Genomic DNA, 20,507 nt, shown 5'->3' on the forward strand with positions numbered 1-20,507 from the left:
CAAGCGCACGGGCAGAGGTATCATCCGGCTACATTCCCCGTCCGACAACGAGAGCGGGCACCGCTGCCGGGTCGTCACCCACCAGCTGGTAGGGTCTATGGCCCACACCGGTGTCCGCGACACCTGCTGCTCGTTGCCCGGGTACCGGCGCCAGAGAGGCGACAGGGAGCCACGGAGATGGTACACTGTCCTCTGGAGCAGAGTGCTCCACCACCGACTGAAGGAGACAGGTGCATGCAGCAAGCAAAAACCATTGTGCGCAATGAGGTTGGCCTGCACGCCCGCCCTGCAGCGCAATTCGTCAGGCTGGCCAATCAGTTCAAGAGCAAGATCACCATCAGCAGCAAAGGCAAGAGCGTCAACGCCAAAAGCCTGGTCCTGATTTTGACGCTGGCCGTGGGGAAGAATACCGAGGTCGAGATCACCGCCGAAGGCGAAGACGAGCAGCAGGCCGTTGCCGCCCTGGTCGATCTGATCGAGCGCGACTTTGCCGAGGAAGCCTTGCCGCCCTCTTCGTAAGGCCGGGTCAGCCAGCGAAGGCCGTAAGCAGAGGTGGGGACGGCAGGCCGGGCACAGCGCGGGTCTGGCATCTGCTCGCTACGCTTGACGATACTGCTCCGTCCCCGTCTCTCTCTCCAGAAAGATGCCTGCCTGGCTGGCTGGACGAGCTGGCTTAGCCGGGGAGCTGAGCCAGCTCCTGGCTAGCGGCCAGCTGCAGGAGGGCACGGGCCCCCGGCTCGTCAGTGATCAGCACTTTGACGACGCCGGTCCGCAAGGCCCCAAACATGGCCTCCTTTTTGGCCGCGCCCGCCGCTACGGCGATGACCAGCGGCACCTTGCGCAACGTCTCAAACGAGACCGTCACCGTGCGACAGAGCAGCTCCTGGGCGCAGAGGCAGCCCTCGATATCAAAGTAGCAGCCACAGATATCACCAACGGCTCCCTGACTGCGAATCACTTGTAGCTCCTCTTCATCCAGGTAGCCAGCACGAAAGAGGCCAGAGGCCTCCGGGCGTGCGCCACCGATGCCCACCAGCGCCATGTCCATCTGCTCCATCATCTGGAACGAGCGACGCAGGCTGCGCTCCTTGAGCAGCCCTTCTCGCACCGTGGCATCGGCCACCAATAGGGGCGCGTGCAGGTAATAGCAGCGCCCGCCATAGGCATCCGCCAGGCGACGCGCGATCTCCGGCCCATCGATGTCGGGCCGGCTGGAGGTGTCGACGCTGCCCATGAGTTGGATCACATTGAGTGGCAGGCGCCTCCGGGGACGCAAGGCTTTGAGCATCTCCAGCATCGAGGTCCCCCACGAAATGCCGACCGTGCGAATGGGCCGCTTCCCCTCTGCGTGCGATTCCTGGATGCGCCGGTCCACGTAGCGCGCCGCCAACGCCCCCACGCGGTCCAAGGCTACCCCCTCCGCTTCCGCCGCCTCCAGTACCTGCGCATCCTGTAGCCCAAAACGCTCCATAAGCTCCTCTTGTAGAGCAGCAGAGGTGCGCAGCACCTGATGGACGTGAATGTCGACCAGACCCAGCTCCCGTGAGCGGCTCAGCAGGCGGGAAACGCCAGAGCGCGAGATGCCAATCATTTTGGCAATCTGCTCCTGGGTGTAGTTCTCTTCGTAGTAGAGGCTGGCCACCTCGGTCAGGAGATAAATATCGTCGCTTTCCTGAGTCATACTGTTGTGCCCTTTCCCTGAGCAACAGAGATCGTTCGCACGCCCGTTTCGGCACAAACGCCGATCTTTGCACCAACGTGCAACCTTGAGAAATATTGTAAAAGGCTGGCACTGGCCTTGTCAACAGCGTCAGCCTCTGCCGCAGAGACCAGGCCAGGCCCTGCGGATACAGCCCGCGCCTGATAGCTACGCTGCTGGAGCTTCAGGCTCCCACCGTTGTGCCTGGCGTGACCGGCGCAACGCTCGCCGATGTCGCATCGCTCTGACCAGGCTCGACAACAAGCAGGCCGCCAGCACATTCCTCGCACCAGTAGCGTCCTCCCCGTCTTCCTAAGCGCTCCAGGCAATGCCTTCCCAGCTCCTCAAGGGTGGCCGGCGAGAAGACGCGCAGATGCCCATAGACCGGCTCAGGCTGCTCTTCATAGGGAACGGCAATCACCAGGAGGCGCCTGGTGGCCGCCAGCAGGTTGCTCAGTACCTGCTCGCCTTCCTGGGGGCCGAAGTGCTCCAGCACGTGCAGCGCCACGACAGTGTCGAACTGGCCGAGGGCCGCGACCTGGCCGGCACTACGTAGATCAGCCTGCACAAAACGCACTTGATGCCAACTACGCTCAGCGGCCAGCTGACGAGCCACGAGAAAGGCGTCGGGGCGCAGATCGAGGCCAACGATCTCCCTCAGTTTCAGTTCAGGAAAGGCGTCGGCGAGCAGCAGGGGGAGGAAACCGAAGGAGCAGCCAGCATCGAGCAGGGTACCGGCAGCAGTAGCGCGCGCTCGCCTGATGAGGGCGCCGACGCGGCGGTAGAGGCTGGAGAAAACGGCAACGGGCGAGTCTGATCGGGGCAGCGGGACCTGCGGCTGAGCACACTGCACAAGACGACGGTAGCGCCAAAGGGTATTTTCGCCATAGCGCCGCCAGGCCAGAGTAGGGTCACGCGGAGCACAGGAGCCAATGACTCCCGCGAAGAGCTGGGCCAGGTCAGCCGGGGTCGCTAGCCAGCCGGCAGGTCGCAGCTCTTCGAGAAACCAGGCGCCAAGATCGGCATCCAGTTCCTGGGGAGCGAAAAAGTGGATCAGCAGGCGCCGAGGCTCCTCCGCTCGCTCCGCCATGAGAAAGTGAGCTGTGTGCTGTAGCCGATAGCCGCCTGTTTGCAAGCGTTCGGCCAGCGTTTGGCGCCGGGTTCGATGACCGTCGATGACGATCAAGTCCCCGACGCGCAAGGCTCGCTCACGAACCGGCACCGGGACGCGACGCCGCTGCTCGCCACTCGCTGCAGGCCCATTCACGTCCAGTGCCTCCTTTCTTCGCGCATCTCACGGGATAAGTCCTTTGCTATTATAGCACCGTCGTCTTCACTTGGGGTACCCATACTACCCGTGCATTCCCTTCAGCTTCGCTATCGGAACCACACCCTTGACTCTCCTTCATTCGTTCCAACCATACCAATCCCTTGTATTCGAACTTTACCGATGTTATACTTATAATACTCTTCTATGACCTAAAAACCATTAGCAAGATTTCAGAGATGATTGAAGGTTGTTACAGAGATAGAAAGAGGCTCTTCTCTCAACAATCAGGTCGAAGCTCAAGTCAGGTCTATGCAGCATCGTCCCTGGCCGAGAGCGAAGCCTGCGTATTTCCACCGCTTCCAATGTTTTCCCCTGGGAGGAGCAGCAACCCTAAGAGCGCGCACGAGGTCCAGAGGCTGCCTCTGGCAAAGAGAGCAGCGCGTGGTCAGCCACAGCCAGCCGGCGAGCCTGGGCCTGTTCCCAGTGCCACCTATCCTTTCAATGCCGAGGACGAGGCCAAGCTGGCCCGGCTCTACCAGCAGGCCATCGCCGAGGCCTCTGGACCGTGCTAACGGCCTGGGGCCGGCAGCCGGAGCCGGCGCCTACCTCGCCAGCCACTTCCTGACGCAGCCCCGCTTTCGCCCCGGCGAGCCTGACCACGGACCTGGCCGCCAGTCGGGAGGCGGGCGGTCCTGGGGCAGCGACAGGGGCCTCACTACGCCTCTCCCCGCACATAGCGCGCCCGCAGCTCTGCCTTGAGAACCTTGCCCATCGCATTGCGCGGCAGGGCCTCGGCAAAAACGATCTCCTTGGGGATCTTGTAGCGGGCCAGACGCTCGCCGCAGAAGGCTAACAGTTCTTCAGGACGCAGGCCACCTGGCACACGCGGCACAACGATCGCCAGCCCAACCTCGCCCCAGCGTGGGTCGGGCCTGCCGACCACCGCCGCTTCGGCCACCCCGGGATGAGCGAGTAGTACCGCCTCCACCTCGGCGGGATAGACATTCTCCCCACCCGAGATAAAGAGGTCCTTCTTGCGCCCCACAATGTAGTAGTAGCCCTCATCATCGCAGCGCGCCAGATCGCCAGTATGCCACCAGCCGCCGCGCGCGGCCTCCGTCGTCTCCATCGGGCGCCGCCAGTAGCCCGAGCAGACATGCGGCCCCGCCAGCACCAGCTCACCTACCTCTCCAGGCGCCACATCTCGATCGTGCTCGTCGACAATGCGCGCCCGCGAATGGAAGACCGGACGCCCCACCGACCCAGCCTTGCGCAGCGCATCCTCGGGCGCCAGACTGAAACAGTTGACCCCGACCTCGGTCAGGCCATAGCCCTGGCGCAGCAGCACACCACGCTCCCCATAGCCACGAATCACCGGCAGCGGACAGGAAGAGCCGCCCGTCACACAGAAGCGCAGCGACGAGAGATCTGTGGTGGCAAAAGCCGGATGCTCCAGCATCAGTTGAAAAACGGTCGGCACGGCAAACACTACTGTGCAGCGCTCTGCTTCAATCGTGCCCAAGATCAGCGCCGGATCAGAGGAGCGCAGCAGCACTACCGTGCCACCACAGTGATAGAGTGGCGTCGTCAGCACATTCAGGCCACCAGCGTGAAAGAAAGGCGCAAAGGTCGGCGTGATATCGTCGTCGCGCAGCCCCCAACTGATTTGCGTATTAATGGCATTCCAGGTGATCATGCGATGCGAAAGTAAGGCTCCCTTGGGCACGCCCGTGGTGCCAGAGGTATAGAGGATCAGCACCGGCTCCTCACCGTCGGCACTCGCGAAGGGACGCGCTCGCGCCGCCCGGCGCCGATCCTCCCCTGGAAAGGCCGCAAAGGAGAGCAGACGCGGCATCACGCCCACTGGTGGCAGCGCCTCCAGTAGCTCGCCGGCCCGCTGGCTGTGCTCCTCGTCATGCAAAAGCAGACAGGGCTCACAGTCGCGCACAATCGTCAGCAGCTCGTGAATCGTCAGGCGCCAGTTGAGCGGCACCAGAATAGCCCCGAGCAGGGCCACGGCAAAGAGCGCATCCAGATACTCGGGCGCGTTGTGGGCCAGCACCGCCACACGCTCGCCCGGACCAACACCGTAGTCCTCGCTCAGCAGCGCCGCCAGGGCCCGGGCTCGCTCGTTCAAAGCGCGATAGCTCAGCCGCGCCCCACTCTCGACATCGATCAGGCCGATCTTCTCGGGCGTCAGCTGGGCACGGCGCTCCAGCCATTCGCCCAGACCAAGAAAGGTCTTCTCCATCCAGGACCTCCTCACAGAGGAAACTCTCGCAGCTCGCAGCAGCGCAAGCCGCAACTCAGCTACCCAGCTTCTTGCCGCTATGCTAAAATATGATATGTGAATCATCTATCATATTGCTAACTGTACCCGAGGTCGGGCCGAAAATCAAGCTGGTAGCGTGCCAGCCAGAGCCTTCGCTCCTCGGGCAGCCCGCCTTTGCCCTACAGCAAGGAAACGGCAGAGTGATGGCCAGGGGCAAAAGCAGGTACTGGACACGAAGTGCCCACTTATGTGACCATAAGAGCATCGTGAGACCATCGTCAAAGCAGGGTGAGGCCACTGTGAAGACCGGCACTATCAGAAGAAGCGTTAGGAGGAATAGAGAATCACACATGATGGACGAAGCAGCTCAGCCCAACGCCTTGGAGAACGGGCGTGCCACCCCAGCCAAAGCAGGGTCGGTGCAGCCAACCAGAGAGAAAGAGAGTGCGAGCACTCCCAGCCTCTCGCGCGGCGAGATCACGCGCCAACGCATCCTGGAGGCCGCCGAAGCGGTCTTTGGCGAGCTGGGATACTATGAGGCCAGCATCTCAGAGATCACGCGGCGCGCCGGCGTCGCTCAGGGCACTTTCTACATCTATTTCCGTACCAAGCGCGAGATCTTCGTCGAGCTGGTCAAAGACCTGGGTCGGCGCCTGCGCGAAGCTTCGGCGGCGGCCACGGCTGGTCTGACCAACCGTTTGGAGATCGAGCGGCAGGGGTTTATCGCTTTCTTCCGCTTCGCCGCTGCTCATCACAGCGTCTATCGCATCGTCGAAGAAGCTGAGCGCGTGGCCCCCGAAGCGGCGCAAGAATACTACCAGAGCATCAGCCGGGGCTACGCGCGCGGCCTGCGTGCCGCGATGGAGGCCGGCCAGATCCGTTCAATGGACCCGGAGACGCTGGCCTATGCTCTGATGGGCATCGGCCACTTCCTCGCCCTGCGCTGGATCGTCTGGCCCCAATTGACGAACGCACCGGAGTCCGCCGCTGCGAGTGAGGCGCCTGCTGCGCCTGCCGCAGCCCACACGAGCCAGGACGAGAGCGAGCCGAGCGCAGAGCAGGTGCTACCTTCCCAGGTCTTTGCAACGCTCATGGACTTCATCACCCACGGTCTGGCCGTCACTGCCTCCCCGGCAAAGCCGGGATCGGAGGCCAGGCCGTCGGAGCCGCAGCCTGATTGACTGCGGCCCCGCCGGGCTGGGCCAGGCCGATTCCCACGATCTTCACCTGCCCTCACCCCGGCTGGACTACTGGGCCGTCCAGCCGCAGTCGATCACCTGGGCGCTCCCGGTGATCCCCGCCGCCGCCTCGCTACAGAGATAGCTCACCAACTGAGCGACCTCCCCCGGCTCCAGCAGGCGGCGAATCGCGCTGCGCGCCGTCATCACCTCTGCCACCACGCGCTCCTCGGGAATCCCATGCTGGCGCGCCAGTGCCGGAATCTGGCCCTCGACCAGCGGCGTGCGTACGTACGAAGGGCAGACAGCATTGCAGGTAACGCCGTGGGGCGCTCCCTCCAGGGCCGTCACGCGCGTCAGCCCCAGCAGACCGTGCTTGGCGCTGACATAGGCCGCCTTCAGCGCCGACGCTCGCAAGGCATGCACCGAAGCGATATTGACAATGCGCCCCCAGCCACGTTCATACATGCCGGGCAGCACGGCCCGTGTCAGCAGAAAGGGAGCTGTCAACATCAGATCGATCATCTGGCGCCACTTCTCGACCGGGAACTGCTCCAGCGGCGCCACATGCTGAAAGCCAGCGTTATTGACCAGAATATCGATGCGCCCTTCAGCGTCCAGCGTTGTGGCGACGAGGCGTTCGATGTCGGCCTGGCGCGTCAGATCTGCGGCCACAAAGCGCGCCTCTGGCAAAGTCGCCGCCACCTGTTCCCCCTGGGCGGCGTTGACATCGCACAGCGTCACGCGCACGCCATGCCTGGCCAGATCCTGCGCAATGGCCAGCCCAATACCAGAGGCGGCGCCCGTGACCAGCGCTACCTTGCCTGTCAAACCTTCCATTGCTTGCTCACTCCTCTCCTCTTGCTTCGTTGTTCAGGCTCCCGCGCACCAGGGAGCGCGCATCAAGGTTCTGCTCGTCTGACCCCTCGACCTTCGCCTCGCCGCCCAGGTAGAGATGCTGTATAGCCGGGCTGGCTGCCAGGTCAGCCGGCTGGCCCTGCAGGACGATGCTGCCGCTCTGGAGCACGTAGGCCAAACTGGCTACCTTGAGCGCCTTACGCGCATTCTGCTCAACCAGCAGGATGGTCAGCCCCTCGTCGCGGTTGAGGCGTACCAACACGGCGAGCACGCTCTCGACAATGGCCGGCGCCAGGCCCTGGGATAGCTCGTCGATGAGGAGCAGGCGCGGTCGGCTCATCAAGGCTCGCCCGATGGCTAGCATCTGGCCCTCGCCACCGCTTAAGCTGGCCGCTGGCAAGGCCAGCCGCTCTTTGAGACGCGGAAAGCAGGTCAGAACACGCTCGATATCAGCTTCGATAGCCGCACGCCCGCGGCGCGTGAAGGCCCCCATCAGGAGATTCTCGCGCACACTCAGGGAGGGAAACAACTCGCGTCCCTCGGGCACCAGTCCCAAGCCGAGGCGCACCCGCCGCTCAACGCTGGCACGCTGTACCTCCTGGCCAGCGAACAGGATGCGCCCGCTCCACGCCGGCAGCAGACCCGTCATGGCCCGCATCAGGGTTGTTTTACCGGCCCCATTGGCCCCGAGCAGGGCCACCAGGCTCCCTGCTGGGACCTCCAGCGAGACGCCATGCAGGATCTCCAGCGGCCCATAGCCGGCGCGTAGATTCTCAACCCGCAGCATGATCGCTCACCTCCTGCTCCTGCAGAGGGTTCACCTCCTCGTCGCGGCCAAGATAGGCCTCCAGGACGGCAGGCTCGCGCAACACCCTGCCTGGCTCGCCTTCGGCCAGCTTGCGCCCGTAGTTGAGGACGCAGACGCGCTGCGCCACTGCCTGAACCACCTCCATGTTGTGCTCTATCAGCAGCAGGGTGAGGCCCAGCTCCGCATTCCAGCGCCGCAGCTGCTCGGCCAGGGCCGCCACTTCGCGCAGAGACACACCCGCCGCCGGCTCATCCAGCAAGAGCAGGCGCGGCTCCCCTGCCAAAGCCCGCGCCACGCCGACCAGCTTCTGCAGACCTGCCGGTAGCGCTGCCACGACACAGTCGGCATATGGCTCCAGTTCAAGCCAGGCCAGGATTTCGTGTGCTCGCTGGCGTGCTCGTGCATCTTCACTCTTGGCTGGGCCACAGGGCAATAGCCCCTGCAAGAGACCGGCCCGCAGATAGGTATGACGTCCGATGAGCAGATTCTCCAGGACGGTCATGCTGGCGAAAAGCTGCCCATTTTGGAAGGTGCGCCCGATCCCCAGAGCCGCCCGGCGCTCAGGCCCGAGAGCCAGTAGATCCCGCCCCGCAAAGTGGATACAGCCAGCCGCAGGACGCACAAAACCGCTGATACAATTGAGAACCGTCGTCTTGCCAGCCCCGTTCGGACCGACCAGGGCCAAGATTTCGCCCTCCTCGACACGCAGATCGAGGTCGGCCACTGCAAGCAGGCCGCCAAAGCGCACGGTCAGCCCCTGCACCTCCAGCAAGGGTCTGCGCCGGCGCGCCTCCTGCGGAGCCGTCTGCCATTCAGCGCTCATGGCTTCCCTCCCTCTTCCCGAGCCAGGCGCCCGCCTCGGCTAAAGACTGCGCTCAGGCCGCCGGGGAAGAAAATCAAGGCGAGCAGCAGCAGCACGCCGTAGATGCCCGTGGTCAGCGTGGCAATTGGGAGCTGCAGCGGCCCCAGCATCAGCGGATCGGGTAGCTCGCCTAAGAGCAGCGGCACAAGGCCGACGAAGAGCGCCCCCAGTAGGGAGCCGGACAGGGAGCCGGCCCCGCCGACGACGATCATCGTCAAAAAGGCGATGGTCTGGTCAACGCTCGACATACTGGCCGTGGCCGTCGTGCCCCAGGTCGCATAGAGCACGCCCGCCAGCCCGGTCAGCACCGCGCTGACCACAAAGGCGAGCAGCTTGTAGCGCGTCAGAGCCACCCCACAGGCCGCCGCCGCCACCTCGCTGTCGCGCAGGGCAATCCAGGCCCGCCCCACGCGCGAGCGCAGCAGGTGAAAGGCGCAAAAGAAGATGAGCGCTGTCAGGGCCAGCACCAGATAATAGAGGACGCGATCGTCGCCCAGGGCCTCGGGCAGGGCTGTCAGCTCGTAGCTCTGGCGGCCCGCACTGGTATCCCACAGCGTCAGCAGCGAACCGGTCAAGACCACCAGGCCCAGGGTGGCGATGGCCAGATGGGCCCCCGAGACGCTCAGGGCCGGGCCACCGACGATCAGGCCAAGAAGGGCACAGGCCAATAGAGCGACCAGTATCGCCAGCCAGTAGGGCTGCTGCAGGTCACTATTCAACCAGGCCAGCAGATAGGCGCTGACGCCGAAGAAGGCGGCGTTGCCCAGCGATGGCTGGGCCGCATAGCCGGTGAGCAGGTTTTGCGCCAGGGCGGCGATGGCCAGGATCAGGATCAGCGTGACACGATGCAGCTGGAAATCGGCACTGTCCCCAAAGAGCAGGTCGAAGAGCAATGGCAGCAGAACCAGGGCAAGGAGTCCCAGGAGCGTGGCCGCCGCTCGTTGCCAGGCCAGGCGTGTGCTCCCTGACGCCCCACCTGGCCGTTCGCTCGCAGTCAGAGAGAGCGCTGCTCTGGGGGCGCTCTGCCCGAGCCGGCCCCTCTTGAGCGGCAAATCCATCCGTTTCATAGCCACTCACCTCCATCCGCGCTAGACGCGCCGCAGGGCGGCCCCGCCAAAGAGGCCGCGAGGACGCAGCAGTAGCAAGAGCACAAAGCCGGCGAAGATCAGGGCCTCACGGATGCCCGGATTGCCCAGATCCAGGGCGCCAAGACTATGGCCGGCCAGGAGCAGGGCCAGCACGTTCTCAGCCAGACCCACGAGCGCCCCCCCGAGGACTGCCCCCTCCAGACGATCGAGGCCGCCCAGCACGGCCCCAATAAAGGCCAGTAACAGGACCGGGTCCATGAACTGCACGTCGATCACGGTCTGCCGGGCAGCAATCAGGATGCCGGCAACGGCTGCCAGCAGACTGGCCAGCATCCAGACCAGCAAGAAGATCAGCCCCACGGGAATGCCCATCAGCCGCGCCGCCTCCAGACTATCGGCGGTCGCCCGCATGGCCATGCCCAGGCGTGTGCGCAGCAGAAAGAGCTGCAATACGATGAGCAGCAGGACCATCGTCAGGAGCGTCAGGCCGTCGACCAGCGAGAGATAGAGGCCGCCGAAGTGCAGGGCATGACCCTCAAAGGGCGTTGGGAAGTGCACCGGAGAGGTCAGCTGCGGCCAGAGGGCCTGGACGACCGTCTGCAGCACCAGGGCTAAAGCGAGGGTCGCAATGGCCTTGGTGAGGATAGGGGCCGCCAGCAACGGACGCGCAAAGCCGCGCTCGACAAGAGCGCCAAGTAGGAGCGCAAAGAGCAGGCTCAGCAGCAAAGCTGGCCAAAAAGGGAGCCGCGGCCCTGTGAGTAACACGTAGAGAAAAGAGGTTACCGTGGCTGCCAGGGCGCCGTAAGCGAAGTTCAGTACGCCAGTCGTGCGATAGATCAGGACAATGCCCAGCGCCAGCAAGCCGTAGAGGCTGCCGGTGACCAGCCCCGACAGCAGGACCTGGAGCAGTGCAAGCACAAGATGCCTCCTCTCTTCGTCAGCCAGGACGAGCCAGTCAGCAAACAAGCAGAACGACAGCCAGAGCCTTAGACCACCGGCGCCCTTCTTATTTACAAGGAAGGCCACAGCAGCGGCGCTGGCTGTCGAGTTGCAGGCGGCAGGCGAGCGCCGTCGCTCACCTCACGCCTCTCTAGAGAGCAGGCTCTAGGGCCAGACGGCGCTGGCTTTGATGAACGAGCTGACAGGCGTGAGCTGCCCTTGCTTGATCTGGAAGAACATGAAGTCGCTCACGCCGCCGTGACGCTCCGGCGTCCAGGTCAGCGTCGGCCCAAAGCCAGTATCGTAGTTGACGAAATCGTGGTCGAGGGCGTCGCGCAGACTGGCACGCGTGGGATTGCTGCCGGCCTTGCGCAGGGCATCGACCATGATCTTGGCGTTGATGTAGCCGTAGAACTTGTAGGCGCTAAAGACGGGATCGCTGCGGGTGGCCTGCAAATATTGCTGCGCAACGGGTGTGTCCATGCTGGTGTAGCCGCTGACATAGATGCCTTCGCCGGCAGCACCCAGGACCTTGGCCCAGGAGTTGTCAGCCATCGGATAGTTGGCCAGGTAGCCCAGCCGCGGACGATAGCCCTGGGCGGCAGCGGTAGCGACAAAGCGCGCTGTGGGACTGGGCAGACCGTTGAGAACGATCAGGTCGGGCGCGGCGGCTTTGAGGGTCTGGAGAGCCGCCGAAAAGTCGGTCTGGGTGGCGTTGTAGCCGACGGAGGCCACGAGCTTGCTGCCGTACTTCTGCAGCGCTTCAGCCAGGGTGGTCTTCTGCTGCAGGCCCAAGACGTCGTCTTCATAGAGGAGACCAACACTCCGCGCTTTGAGGGTGGTGGCAGCATAGTAGCCGATGACGTGCCCTTCGTCTCCATAGTTGGGCTGGGTCATCCAGACCCAGGGCAGGGCCTTGCCGCTCTGGTCGGTGTATTTGGAGCCGCCGCCAATGGGATCAATAAAAGGAATACCACGCGGAACGGTGTAGCTCTCGGCGACGTTGGCATTGCCAGAGCCGCAGACCTGGAAGATGGCAAAGACGTGATTTTGCTCGACGAGCTGACGCACGGCATCGCGCGTGCGCGTGGAGTCACCGTTGTCGCTGACCTGGATGAATTTGATCTTGCGCCCATTGATGCCACCGGCAGCGTTCACCTGGTTAAAATAGAGCTGGTCCCCCTGCAAAATGGGAGCACAAATCACCTTGATGGGGCCGGTGGTGTCAAGCACTCCTCCAATGGTGATGGTGTCGGCGTCGACTCCAGGCGCGCTGGCGCTGCTTCCCCCGCCTCCGCCGCTGCTGCTCGCACTCCCGCAGGCGCTCAAGAGGAGCAGGAACAGGAGTACGCTGGGAAGAAGCAGGCCCACACCGGAACCGCCGCGTCTGCGCTGCTCCACTGGAGCTGGTGGTCGCTGAAGCCTCATGATCGTGCTTTCCTCCTTCCGCTGGTGACAGCCTCGTTGCTTAGCAGCCACACCGATCGCTGTGCTGGGCTATGCGTGGGCTATCGCAGTGATCAGCAGAGTGAATCATGAGTCACTCATCATATGACACATGATTCATGTATCATGATAGTCGGAAAACCGCCTTTGTCAAGAGGGAATTCTCCACCTTCTACCCTTGACAGGATCAGGCGAAATATGATACATGAATCATGTGTCATGTTCGCTGCTTCCGGTCAGCCGAGGCAGGCCCGGCCCGTCGCGGAGCCATCAGTCGCGTGGTCGAGCTGGGGTGCTCACGAACGGGACGGGGCTGGCCGGAGGCGGCGAGCGCAGGACGGCGACAGCGCTGCGCCTTCTGTCCAGACAACCTATTCAGGTCTGCCCGCAGACAGACCGCGGCCTCGCGATGCCACGAAGGCATCCATGAGCAAGCAAGGGAGATTGCCGTATGCCGAACTCCACATCCCCTGGTTCTCTTCCTCACAGCCGTTGGCCGCTCGTCGGTCTTCTCGTCCTCGTGCTGACGAGCCTCTTCCTTCTGCCAGCGCCGGCGGCCCATGCCAGCGGCGGCGCCTTTGTCCAGTATCTCTATAGCGGACCAGCGGGGAGCCGTCCCTACTACGTCTACACCCCTGCCGGCTACCATGTCGGCACTGCAGTGCCTTTGATCGTCATGCTGCACGGCTGCCTGCAGACACCCGTTGACTTCGCCGCTGGGACGCAGATGAACGCCCTGGCAGATCAGCAGCAGTTCATTGTGGTCTATCCTCAGCAGACCAGCCTCTATAACAGCTACGCCTGCTGGAACTGGTTCCTGCCAATCAACCAGGTACGAGGTTATGGCGAGCCGGCCATCATCGCCGGCATTGTCCAGACCGTTGAGCAGCATACGTCGCAGTGGACAATTGACCGTAAGCGTGTCTATGTGGCCGGTCTCTCAGCCGGGGCGGCGATGAGCGTGATTATGGGTGCCACCTATCCTGATCTCTTTGCGGCCATCGGTGTGGCTTCGGGCCTCGAATATCAGGCTGCCACTTCGGCCTACAGCGCGCCACTGGCCCAGCTCTATGGCGGCCCCGATCCGCAGCAGCAGGGGCAGCTTGCCTACCAGGCTATGGGGAGCCGGGCGCGGCTCGTGCCGACCATTGTCTTCCACGGCCAGAGCGACTACGTGGTCTACCCGATCAATGGCGATCAGGTAGTGCAGCAGTGGATGACGACCGACTCTCTCGCCTCGGGCGGTAGCTACAACCCCAGTTTCGGCAGCCCGTCGAGCAGCAGCAACGGTCAGGTTCCTGGGGGACACGCCTATACGGTCCAGACCTGGACCGATCGCAGCGGCAGAGAGATCCAGGAATACTGGAAGGTCTACGGCATGGGCCATGCCTGGTCGGGCGGCAGCAGCAGCGGCAGCTATACCGATCCCGCCGGACCGAGCGCGACCAACGCCATGTACACTTTCTTTATGAATCACCCCATGTCCTGATTATTCCCCAGTTTGCGGCTTCCTGCCCTGGCAGCAGCAGGCCAGCAGCCCGGCTGTTGAGTCGACACGGGACCGGTCCGAGCGGCGCGACGCTCTTGCACGTCGTCGTCACCCGGACCGGTGGCAGGATCAGAAGACGGGGGAGAGCGACCGGTCGCGACCGACTCGCCCTCCCCAACCTGAGCGGGCCAGAGGGTTAAGAGAGCAAACGAACACTCGAAGAGCGGATCGGAAAGGGATCTGCTTGCAAGCCGGAGGCTGCAGCGGGCTGGGCGCTGGCGGGTCTGGCGGGCGTCTCAGCGCAGGTCTGGCCCAGGCGATAGCGGTGCAGGCGGCGTCGGATGCGGGCCGGTAGAAATTCGCGCTCGGCCCGCTCAAAGCGCGGTGTGAGAACCATCACGGCGACGGGATCGTCTCCCAGAGAGCCATAGGGGCGGCGGGCACGCCCCGAGGCCACCAGCCGACGGCGATAATCCTTCTCTCGACGGCGCGCGATGGCTTTATAGACGGCCATCATGCTGGCTCGCCCTTCCTCTTTGCTCTCCTGAGCAGCGCTCATCTGACTGAGCCTCCTTCGCCTATTCCTTTTGTATATTACAGAGCGATGACAGCCTGACGGACATAGCCGCGACAGCAGGCCTGGCAGCGGAAGGCGCGGCGCTCAGCCAGGCTGCCGTAGAGGCGGGTGCGAATGGCGGCCCATTCCCAGCGCAGGGCCTCGTACGTCGTGAACGTCTGCGGATGGCGGGCGAAATAGTCGGCCAGCTCGCGGGCCTGCTCCAGGTAGCCGTTCAAGATCAGGGCCTCCAGCGACTTCACCACAAAGCCCCCGCGCGCCCAGTGCCAGGTACCGTCGTTGAGCATCAGCTCAGGGCGCCACCAGACGTCGAGCGTGAGGCGGGCCAGCTCAGCAGCAGCGCTGGGCCTGGTTAACAGGGCAAGCTGCAGACGGAGCTGAGCCAGATCGCCATCGTGCAGGAGCGTGCCGCGGAGCTTGCGCGCCAGACTGTGGGCCGTCTCCAGCATGGGTGCATCGTGGTGCTGACGGGCATATTCGCCGCAGAGGACCGCCAGATAGGCGACGGGGACCTCGGCATAGGGAGAGGCCGAGCGCCGGGCCAGCTCAGAGGCCGCCTGCGTCAGACGCAGGGCCTCGACCAGCCTGCCGCTGCGCTCGGCCAGGGTCGCCGCTCGCATTAGCAGGCGCGCCTGGCACTCGTCTTGATCCAGCGCCAGAACCACGGTCGGATCGTCACAGGCGTCGGCGTCTTGCGCAGTCGTCTCGGTCCCGGTCAGGGCCAGGGCCAGCGCGGGCGAGCCGAGCAAGAGGGTGCGTCGTAACATCAGAACCACTCTCCACTTCTTCAGCAAGGTAACAAAGCCAACTCCACGAAATAGCAGGCCATCACATCAGACAAGGCGAGGCGAGACAAGGCAAGACCAGCAGCGCAAAGCAGGCCGCCCTCACCACCTCACAAGGCACTATCGAAGTGCGACAACGGTTCCCACCTCTCTTTCTCCAGAGCGAGCCTGGTCAGGGGATGACCCTCTAGCGCGTGCTGGCGCTGGCGCTGCCAGTCCTGTTCTTTGGTGACCAGGAAACAGAGACCATTGGCATGGGCGCAGAGCAGATGATAGCTGCCCGGCGGCTCGCGCTGCTCTTGAATGCGCAGGACCGTGACCCGCGCTTCCCGATCGTTGCGAATGCGCTCGGCTAGGGCTTCAGCCTCCTGGCGCGTCATCTTGCACGCTCCTTTCTTTTTGAGAAGACACTAATCGATAGCTATCGTGCAGAGTACATCTATCGGTGTTCTCTTTCACTAGCTCTCTATCATAATACCACAAGGACTATATCGTAATCAAGGTATATAGATAAGTGGCTACCCCCTAGAGGAGTTAACACGAGGCACTCTGCTCTGTATACTCAGAGCGAATATGTCCACCAGGGCGGAATCTGCATGATACGGCTCCGAATCAAAGAAGTCCTCCAGGAGAAAGGGATCAGCCAGGGGCGATTATCACGAGAAGCCAATATCCCTTTGAATATGGTGTACCGAATGGTACACGACAAGCACTACATGCCGAGTTCGCTGACGCTCTGGAAAGTAGCGCGTTATCTCAAGGTGCCGATGGAGGAGCTGCTTGAAGAGGTTGAGGGACCGGACGAGGAGACGGCGAACGGGCACCAGGACCAGGAAGAGTGAGCCGTCGTCTTTCCTGTCCCTAGCCGCCTTGCACTGTGAGCGCCGAGATATGGGCTAGCTACTCCCGGTGACTGCCCCACGGATCATGTGTGCCTTCGAAATTTCAGCCTACCAGTCTGGCCGTCGTCAGGCCCCATCAGAGTGGCTTCCTCTTGAGCACGAGCAGGGGGCGTGAGGTCCCTGCCCGCGGAGCGGACAGGGCAGCGTCTTGCCGCAGTTTTCTCCTTCCGTCAGGCAGGCCGGCGAGCGGCTGCGAGAGGCTTTCGCAGTGGCTCTACTAAATATTGCTTGCTTGTTTATAAATGATCACTTCTTTTTCAAGCGATCTTTCCACCAAAAGCCCTTGATCTATGTTTCCAAATCTGCTATACTCCCCTCAGCACGCCGAAGGAGGTTGAGCGCCTCACTCTATGGTCTCGTCCTGGGATCTCAGCCTGAAGCGGCTGTTCTCGCTGGCCGCGCAGGATCTGATCACCTTTGTCTTGCCGGGGGCCAGCCATGTCCAGCAGGCTTCGGGCGAGTTTGTGCTTGCCATTGATCCGCCGCTCACCGAGCTAGGAGCCTTGTACGCTGATGCCTTGAGCACTTGCACGCTGGCGGGCAAGCCTCTGCTCATCCACCTGGAGTTTCAGAGTCGAGCTGACCCCAGCATGCCCCAGCGCCTGCTGATGTATAATATTCTTGCAGACCGGCGCTTCGGGTACCCGGTGCTCTCGTGTGTCATCTACCTGCGCCGCTGTGGTGTCCCGACGACGCCCTATCAGCGCTTTCTGCCTGATGATTCGCCTGTGCATGAGTTCTACTTTCGCATCGTCAAGCTCTGGGAGCTTTCGGCACAGGCCTTGCTGGCGCGGCAGCTTCCGGGGTTGCTGCCTTTGCTGCCGCTCTCGCGTGAGGGGCACAGTCGCCAGGTTATCCGCACGATGATCGAGCGCCTGCAGCAGGCACGTCAGTATGAGTTACTTGAAGTTGGGTTGCTGTTAGCCTCGTTGGCCTGGGCCGATGCCCCCGCCAGCGAGCGCCAGTGGCTTCAGGAGCAGTTCACAATGCTGACCGAATTTTTACAAGAACTGAAGCAGACCGACGCCGCCCGCGCTCTTATCCAGGAAGGCCTCCAGCAGGGCCGTCAAGAGGGCTTACAAGAAGGCCTCCAGCAGGGCCGTCAAGAGGGCTTACAAGAAAGTCTCCACAAGAACCGACGGCTCCTGGTGGACATTGTCAGCGCTCGCTTTCCCGCTCTCAACGAGCTGGCCACGCTGGCCGCTACCGCCATCAGCGATCTTGACACGCTTTTGACGCTCACTATCCAGGCCAGCACCGTTCCCGACGCCGAGCGCCTGCGTTCCTTGCTGCTCTTGTACCTGCCCACAAGCGACGACCAGCCCCCAGGCGCTCCCATCGACCACGGCTTCCGCTAGCGAGTCCAGGAAAGAGCTGATCTGCTCCGGGGTCCCGTCGGCCTGCAGGGCCAGCACGTCCTCCCCCGTCTGCTCGCTCTGCGCCGACGGCCCTCCTCCTCGCGACTACTCCCCCGGCAGGGTCGTAGCCCCCATTTCACTGCCCGCTTCTTTAAATATCGCTCGCTTGTTTATTGATAATCTTTCTTGTATAAAAAGAAGCATCTCTAAAAACTCTTGATCTATGTCTCCAAATCTGCTATACTCAGTGCATACCTCACCACCGCAGAACAGGAGGCTTGCCTGCTACTCTATGGCTTCTCGTTGGGACCGGAGCATGAAGCAGCTCTTCTCTCTCGCCACTCAGGACCTGATCACCTTCGTCCTGCCACAGGCTCTATTCCTGCGGCATGCCTCTGGCGAGTTCCTCCTCAAAACCGATCCCCCGCTCGCCGAGCTAGGTGCTCTCTACGCCGATGTTCTGAGCCAGTGCCTCCTGGCCGATCAGCCCCTGCTAGTTCACATCGAATTCCAGAGCCAGGCTGATGAGCAGATGGTGCACCGCCTGCTGATGTATAATATCCTTGCAGACCAGCGCCATCGCTGCCCGGTCTACTCATGTGTCATCTATCTGCGGCGCTGTCGGGTTCCTTCGGCTCCCTATCGGCGGCAGTTACCCGACACCTCGCTTGTCCACGAGTTTCATTTTGGCGTCATCCCGCTCTGGGAGTGCTCTTCTCAGGACCTCTTAGATCGGCAGCGCCTGGGAGTTCTCCCCCTGCTGCCGCTCACTCGCGAGGGGCGCAGTCGCCAGGTCATCCGGGCGATGATCGAACGCCTGCAGCAGGCACGTCAGTATGAGTTACTCGAAGTTGGCTTGTTGTTAGCCTCGCTGGCCTGGGCCGACGCACCCGCCAGCGAGCGTCAGTGGCTTCAGGAGCAGATCCAGATGCTGTCACAATTCCTTGAGGAACTCAAACAAACCGATGCCGCCCGCGCCCTCATCGAGGAAGGGCTGCAGCAAGGCATCCAACAAGACTTGCTAGAGGGCCGCGAAGACTTCATCGCTGGCGTGCGCAGCCGCTTCCCCCAACTGGAGCCGCTCGCCACCACCGTGGCCGCTCACATCCACTCGCTGCGTACCATCCATCAGCTCTTGCTCACGATTGGCCTCGCACGCAGTGCCGAGGAACTCCAGTCGTTGCTGCTCTCCCACCTGCCCGACAACGCTGGCCAGCCCCCGACCGGCAACGGCTCCTAACCTTAGCCAGACCCTTTCTCTCATCATCCGCTTTCACCGCCGTCGGAGTTGGCTTCTCCCTTTCTCGGGTCAGCTCCCGCTCGTGACGAGTGGGAGCTGATCACTCACCCCAACGAAGATAAGGAAAGGATCGCAGGCCGCTATGTCCCTCGATGACCTCATCGCCGAACTCAAACAGACCGACGCCGCCCGCGCCCTTATCGAGGAAGGCTTCCAACAAGGCTTCCAACAAGGCTTCCAACAAGGCCTCCAGCAAGCCTTACAGCAGGGCCGTCAGCAAGCCCTCCAGCAGGGCCGTGAAGACCTCATCGCCGGCGTGCGCAGCCGCTTCCCCCAACTGGAGCCGCTCGCCACCACCGTGGCCGCTCACATCCACTCGCTGCGCCCCATCCGTCAGCTCCTGCTCGCGACTGGCCAGGCCCCTGATGCCGAGCATCTGCGCGATCTCTTGCGCTCCTATCTCCACAAGCACGAAAGCGACGACACCGATCCCTAAAGCCCCCGTACCTCCGCCGTACCCCTGATAGTCGCACAGCAAGAAGGGCAACCATCCCGCTCGCTCAAAGCAGGACGGTTGCCCTCTGCTTCTTCATGATCCTGAACCGGCAGGTAGCCCGATCCAGCAGCCTCCCTCAGTCAGCCCCACCAGCATGAACCGGCTTGTCGACCTCGCCGACCTCGCCAACCGTCAGGACCGCCTCCGCCTCCTCTGGCCTTTCAGGGACATGCTCCTCGATCTCAAAGCCCAGATCGCGGATCATCTGCCACGTCTCCTCATAATGCTGCCCCGGCGTCGTCAGATAGCCCGACACAAAGACCGAATTGGCCGCATAGAGCGCCAATGGCTGCAATGAACGCAAGTGCACCTCACGGCCCGCCGATACCCGAATCTCCTGCTTTGGATTGGTCAGGCGCATCAGGCAAAGAATGCGCAGACAGTCATAGGGGCGCAAGTAGTGCGTATGCTCTAGCGGCGTTCCCGGAATCGGCAACAGGAAATTCACTGGGATCGACTGCGGCTCCAGCTCACGCAAGGCCAGCGCCACATCGATAATATCCTCCAGCGACTCCCCCTGACCAAAGATCGCCCCACTACACAGGTGCAAGCCCGCCCGTCGCGCCGCCTGCAGCGTCTGCCAGCGATCCTCATAGGTATGCGTCGTACAGATAGACGGATAGTAGCGCTCGCTGGTATTCAAGTTATGATTGAGCTGCTCCACTCCCGCCTCAGCGAGCCGGCGCGCCTTCTCTTCCGAGATCAGGCCAACGCTGCAGCAGATGGCAATATCTACCTCTTCCTTGATGCGCCGCACAGCTCGCACCAGAAAATCGATCTCTCGATTGTTGGCCCCGCGCCCGCTGATGACGATGCAATAACGCCGACAGTGCGCCTCTTTCGCCCGGCGCGCCCCCTCCAGCAGACGCTCCAGGCTGACCAGTGGATAGCGCTCGATGGCTGCCCGCGAAATACTCGATTGCGAACAATAATGACAATCCTCGGGACAGATCCCGCTCTTGGCGTTGATAAGCATGTGCAGATGCACACGTCGACCGCAGAAGGTCAGCCGCACGCGATAGGCTGCGGCCAGTAGCTCTAAAATGCGCTCATCTGGGCAGGTCAGCACCGCCAGACATTCCTCGCGCGTGAGCACCTCCCCCTTGATGGCCTTGTCTGCCAGTTGCTGGAAATCAACAGGCATCGCTTTTCTTCCTCCCCAGGTTGCTTACTTGCCGAT

Annotated in this window: 20 protein-coding genes; 7 read left to right on the forward strand and 13 right to left on the reverse strand. The window is 62.7% G+C overall.

The annotated features are described in order from the left end of the window. Positions 1 to 234 precede the first annotated feature (234 nt). Positions 235 to 519, forward strand: a complete 285-nt coding sequence (locus N688_RS16150; protein ID WP_052890245.1) for an HPr family phosphocarrier protein — start codon at positions 235 to 237, stop codon at positions 517 to 519. A gap of 154 nt (positions 520 to 673) precedes the next feature. On the opposite strand, the gene N688_RS16155 is transcribed toward N688_RS16150, so the two are convergent. From N688_RS16155 to N688_RS16170, 3 genes are all read right to left on the reverse strand, one after another. Then, a complete protein-coding gene (locus N688_RS16155) occupies positions 674 to 1,681 on the reverse strand; it encodes a sugar-binding transcriptional regulator (protein ID WP_052890246.1) in 1,008 nt (335 codons plus the stop codon). A gap of 202 nt (positions 1,682 to 1,883) precedes the next feature. Then, entirely contained in the window at positions 1,884 to 2,966 is a 1,083-nt protein-coding gene (locus N688_RS16160; protein ID WP_052890247.1) for a class I SAM-dependent methyltransferase, read from the reverse strand. A gap of 718 nt (positions 2,967 to 3,684) precedes the next feature. Then, a complete protein-coding gene (locus N688_RS16170; RefSeq protein ID WP_052890249.1) occupies positions 3,685 to 5,220 on the reverse strand; it encodes an acyl-CoA synthetase in 1,536 nt (511 codons plus the stop codon). Between the two features lie 371 nt (positions 5,221 to 5,591). Here N688_RS16170 and N688_RS16175 point away from each other — a divergent pair, with 371 nt between their 5' ends. Continuing rightward, on the forward strand, positions 5,592 to 6,422 hold the full coding sequence (locus N688_RS16175; protein WP_202901940.1) for a TetR/AcrR family transcriptional regulator: 831 nt from the start codon (positions 5,592 to 5,594) through the stop codon (positions 6,420 to 6,422). 66 nt (positions 6,423 to 6,488) lie between these two features. Here the strand turns inward: N688_RS16175 and N688_RS16180 are convergent, their stop codons facing one another. The 6 genes from N688_RS16180 to N688_RS16205 all read right to left on the reverse strand — a co-directional run bounded on the left by N688_RS16180 (position 6,489) and on the right by N688_RS16205 (position 12,402). Further along, positions 6,489 to 7,259, reverse strand: coding sequence for a 3-hydroxybutyrate dehydrogenase (locus tag N688_RS16180; RefSeq protein ID WP_052890250.1), 771 nt, complete (start codon positions 7,257 to 7,259; stop codon positions 6,489 to 6,491). A 7-nt stretch (positions 7,260 to 7,266) separates the two neighbouring features. Then, a complete protein-coding gene (locus N688_RS16185; RefSeq protein ID WP_081838924.1) occupies positions 7,267 to 8,064 on the reverse strand; it encodes an ABC transporter ATP-binding protein in 798 nt (265 codons plus the stop codon). Further along, on the reverse strand, positions 8,051 to 8,908 hold the full coding sequence (locus N688_RS16190; protein ID WP_052890251.1) for an ABC transporter ATP-binding protein: 858 nt from the start codon (positions 8,906 to 8,908) through the stop codon (positions 8,051 to 8,053). Before N688_RS16190 ends, N688_RS16185 begins: the two co-directional genes overlap by 14 nt. Next, positions 8,905 to 10,014 (reverse strand): branched-chain amino acid ABC transporter permease, encoded by a 1,110-nt coding sequence (locus N688_RS16195; RefSeq protein ID WP_052890252.1) that lies wholly within the window; start codon positions 10,012 to 10,014, stop codon positions 8,905 to 8,907. The genes N688_RS16190 and N688_RS16195 overlap by 4 nt, the downstream gene beginning before the upstream one ends. A gap of 21 nt (positions 10,015 to 10,035) precedes the next feature. After that, entirely contained in the window at positions 10,036 to 10,953 is a 918-nt protein-coding gene (locus tag N688_RS16200; RefSeq protein WP_052890253.1) for a branched-chain amino acid ABC transporter permease, read from the reverse strand. A 186-nt stretch (positions 10,954 to 11,139) separates the two neighbouring features. After that, the gene (locus N688_RS16205) at positions 11,140 to 12,402 is read right to left on the reverse strand and encodes an ABC transporter substrate-binding protein (RefSeq protein WP_052890254.1); all 1,263 of its coding nucleotides are present in this window, start codon (positions 12,400 to 12,402) and stop codon (positions 11,140 to 11,142) included. 469 nt (positions 12,403 to 12,871) lie between these two features. On the opposite strand from N688_RS16205, the gene N688_RS16210 reads away from it, so the two are divergent. Beyond that, positions 12,872 to 13,909 carry an extracellular catalytic domain type 1 short-chain-length polyhydroxyalkanoate depolymerase gene (locus tag N688_RS16210; protein ID WP_052890255.1) on the forward strand — a complete coding sequence of 346 codons (1,038 nt, stop codon included), beginning with the start codon at positions 12,872 to 12,874 and terminating at the stop codon, positions 13,907 to 13,909. Positions 13,910 to 14,105: 196 nt separating this feature from the next. Here N688_RS16210 and N688_RS16215 read toward each other — a convergent pair whose 3' ends face one another. The 3 genes from N688_RS16215 to N688_RS16225 form a co-directional block, all read right to left on the reverse strand. Beyond that, positions 14,106 to 14,468, reverse strand: coding sequence for a hypothetical protein (locus N688_RS16215; protein ID WP_052890256.1), 363 nt, complete (start codon positions 14,466 to 14,468; stop codon positions 14,106 to 14,108). 35 nt (positions 14,469 to 14,503) lie between these two features. Continuing rightward, a complete protein-coding gene (locus tag N688_RS16220) occupies positions 14,504 to 15,253 on the reverse strand; it encodes a hypothetical protein (RefSeq protein ID WP_052890257.1) in 750 nt (249 codons plus the stop codon). A gap of 128 nt (positions 15,254 to 15,381) precedes the next feature. Then, positions 15,382 to 15,651 carry a hypothetical protein gene (locus tag N688_RS16225; protein WP_052890258.1) on the reverse strand — a complete coding sequence of 90 codons (270 nt, stop codon included), beginning with the start codon at positions 15,649 to 15,651 and terminating at the stop codon, positions 15,382 to 15,384. 216 nt (positions 15,652 to 15,867) lie between these two features. Here N688_RS16225 and N688_RS16230 point away from each other — a divergent pair, with 216 nt between their 5' ends. The 4 genes from N688_RS16230 to N688_RS16245 all read left to right on the forward strand — a co-directional run bounded on the left by N688_RS16230 (position 15,868) and on the right by N688_RS16245 (position 19,267). Next, the gene (locus N688_RS16230) at positions 15,868 to 16,113 is read left to right on the forward strand and encodes a helix-turn-helix domain-containing protein (RefSeq protein WP_052890259.1); all 246 of its coding nucleotides are present in this window, start codon (positions 15,868 to 15,870) and stop codon (positions 16,111 to 16,113) included. A gap of 410 nt (positions 16,114 to 16,523) precedes the next feature. Next, positions 16,524 to 17,531: an RpnC/YadD family protein gene (locus tag N688_RS16235; protein WP_052890260.1), complete on the forward strand. Its 1,008-nt coding sequence runs from the start codon at positions 16,524 to 16,526 to the stop codon at positions 17,529 to 17,531. Between the two features lie 316 nt (positions 17,532 to 17,847). Then, positions 17,848 to 18,771 carry an RpnC/YadD family protein gene (locus tag N688_RS16240; RefSeq protein WP_156025469.1) on the forward strand — a complete coding sequence of 308 codons (924 nt, stop codon included), beginning with the start codon at positions 17,848 to 17,850 and terminating at the stop codon, positions 18,769 to 18,771. Between the two features lie 142 nt (positions 18,772 to 18,913). After that, the gene (locus N688_RS16245; protein WP_052890262.1) at positions 18,914 to 19,267 is read left to right on the forward strand and encodes a hypothetical protein; all 354 of its coding nucleotides are present in this window, start codon (positions 18,914 to 18,916) and stop codon (positions 19,265 to 19,267) included. A gap of 136 nt (positions 19,268 to 19,403) precedes the next feature. Here the strand turns inward: N688_RS16245 and bioB are convergent, their stop codons facing one another. Beyond that, the gene (gene bioB / locus N688_RS16250) at positions 19,404 to 20,471 is read right to left on the reverse strand and encodes a biotin synthase BioB (protein ID WP_052890263.1); all 1,068 of its coding nucleotides are present in this window, start codon (positions 20,469 to 20,471) and stop codon (positions 19,404 to 19,406) included. Between the last annotated feature and the right edge of the window lie 36 nt (positions 20,472 to 20,507).

The organism is Thermogemmatispora carboxidivorans (assembly GCF_000702505.1).
In the GTDB taxonomy this organism is placed as follows: domain Bacteria; phylum Chloroflexota; class Ktedonobacteria; order Ktedonobacterales; family Ktedonobacteraceae; genus Thermogemmatispora; species Thermogemmatispora carboxidivorans.

Excerpts from the sequence above, each read along its gene's own strand:
- N688_RS16155 (WP_052890246.1), bottom strand. The coding sequence starts at position 1,681 with ATGACTCAGGAAAGCGACGATATTTATCTCCTGACCGAGGTGGCCAGC.
- N688_RS16215 (WP_052890256.1), bottom strand. The coding sequence starts at position 14,468 with ATGAGCGCTGCTCAGGAGAGCAAAGAGGAAGGGCGAGCCAGCATGATG.
- N688_RS16210 (WP_052890255.1), top strand. The coding sequence starts at position 12,872 with ATGCCGAACTCCACATCCCCTGGTTCTCTTCCTCACAGCCGTTGGCCG.
- N688_RS16240 (WP_156025469.1), top strand. The coding sequence starts at position 17,848 with ATGAAGCAGCTCTTCTCTCTCGCCACTCAGGACCTGATCACCTTCGTC.
- N688_RS16235 (WP_052890260.1), top strand. The coding sequence starts at position 16,524 with ATGGTCTCGTCCTGGGATCTCAGCCTGAAGCGGCTGTTCTCGCTGGCC.
- N688_RS16220 (WP_052890257.1), bottom strand. The coding sequence starts at position 15,253 with ATGTTACGACGCACCCTCTTGCTCGGCTCGCCCGCGCTGGCCCTGGCC.
- N688_RS16190 (WP_052890251.1), bottom strand. The coding sequence starts at position 8,908 with ATGAGCGCTGAATGGCAGACGGCTCCGCAGGAGGCGCGCCGGCGCAGA.
- N688_RS16230 (WP_052890259.1), top strand. The coding sequence starts at position 15,868 with ATGATACGGCTCCGAATCAAAGAAGTCCTCCAGGAGAAAGGGATCAGC.
- N688_RS16245 (WP_052890262.1), top strand. The coding sequence starts at position 18,914 with ATGTCCCTCGATGACCTCATCGCCGAACTCAAACAGACCGACGCCGCC.
- N688_RS16170 (WP_052890249.1), bottom strand. The coding sequence starts at position 5,220 with ATGGAGAAGACCTTTCTTGGTCTGGGCGAATGGCTGGAGCGCCGTGCC.
- bioB (WP_052890263.1), bottom strand. The coding sequence starts at position 20,471 with ATGCCTGTTGATTTCCAGCAACTGGCAGACAAGGCCATCAAGGGGGAG.
- N688_RS16150 (WP_052890245.1), top strand. The coding sequence starts at position 235 with ATGCAGCAAGCAAAAACCATTGTGCGCAATGAGGTTGGCCTGCACGCC.
- N688_RS16225 (WP_052890258.1), bottom strand. The coding sequence starts at position 15,651 with ATGACGCGCCAGGAGGCTGAAGCCCTAGCCGAGCGCATTCGCAACGAT.
- N688_RS16185 (WP_081838924.1), bottom strand. The coding sequence starts at position 8,064 with ATGCTGCGGGTTGAGAATCTACGCGCCGGCTATGGGCCGCTGGAGATC.
- N688_RS16180 (WP_052890250.1), bottom strand. The coding sequence starts at position 7,259 with ATGGAAGGTTTGACAGGCAAGGTAGCGCTGGTCACGGGCGCCGCCTCT.
- N688_RS16205 (WP_052890254.1), bottom strand. The coding sequence starts at position 12,402 with ATGAGGCTTCAGCGACCACCAGCTCCAGTGGAGCAGCGCAGACGCGGC.
- N688_RS16195 (WP_052890252.1), bottom strand. The coding sequence starts at position 10,014 with ATGAAACGGATGGATTTGCCGCTCAAGAGGGGCCGGCTCGGGCAGAGC.
- N688_RS16175 (WP_202901940.1), top strand. The coding sequence starts at position 5,592 with ATGATGGACGAAGCAGCTCAGCCCAACGCCTTGGAGAACGGGCGTGCC.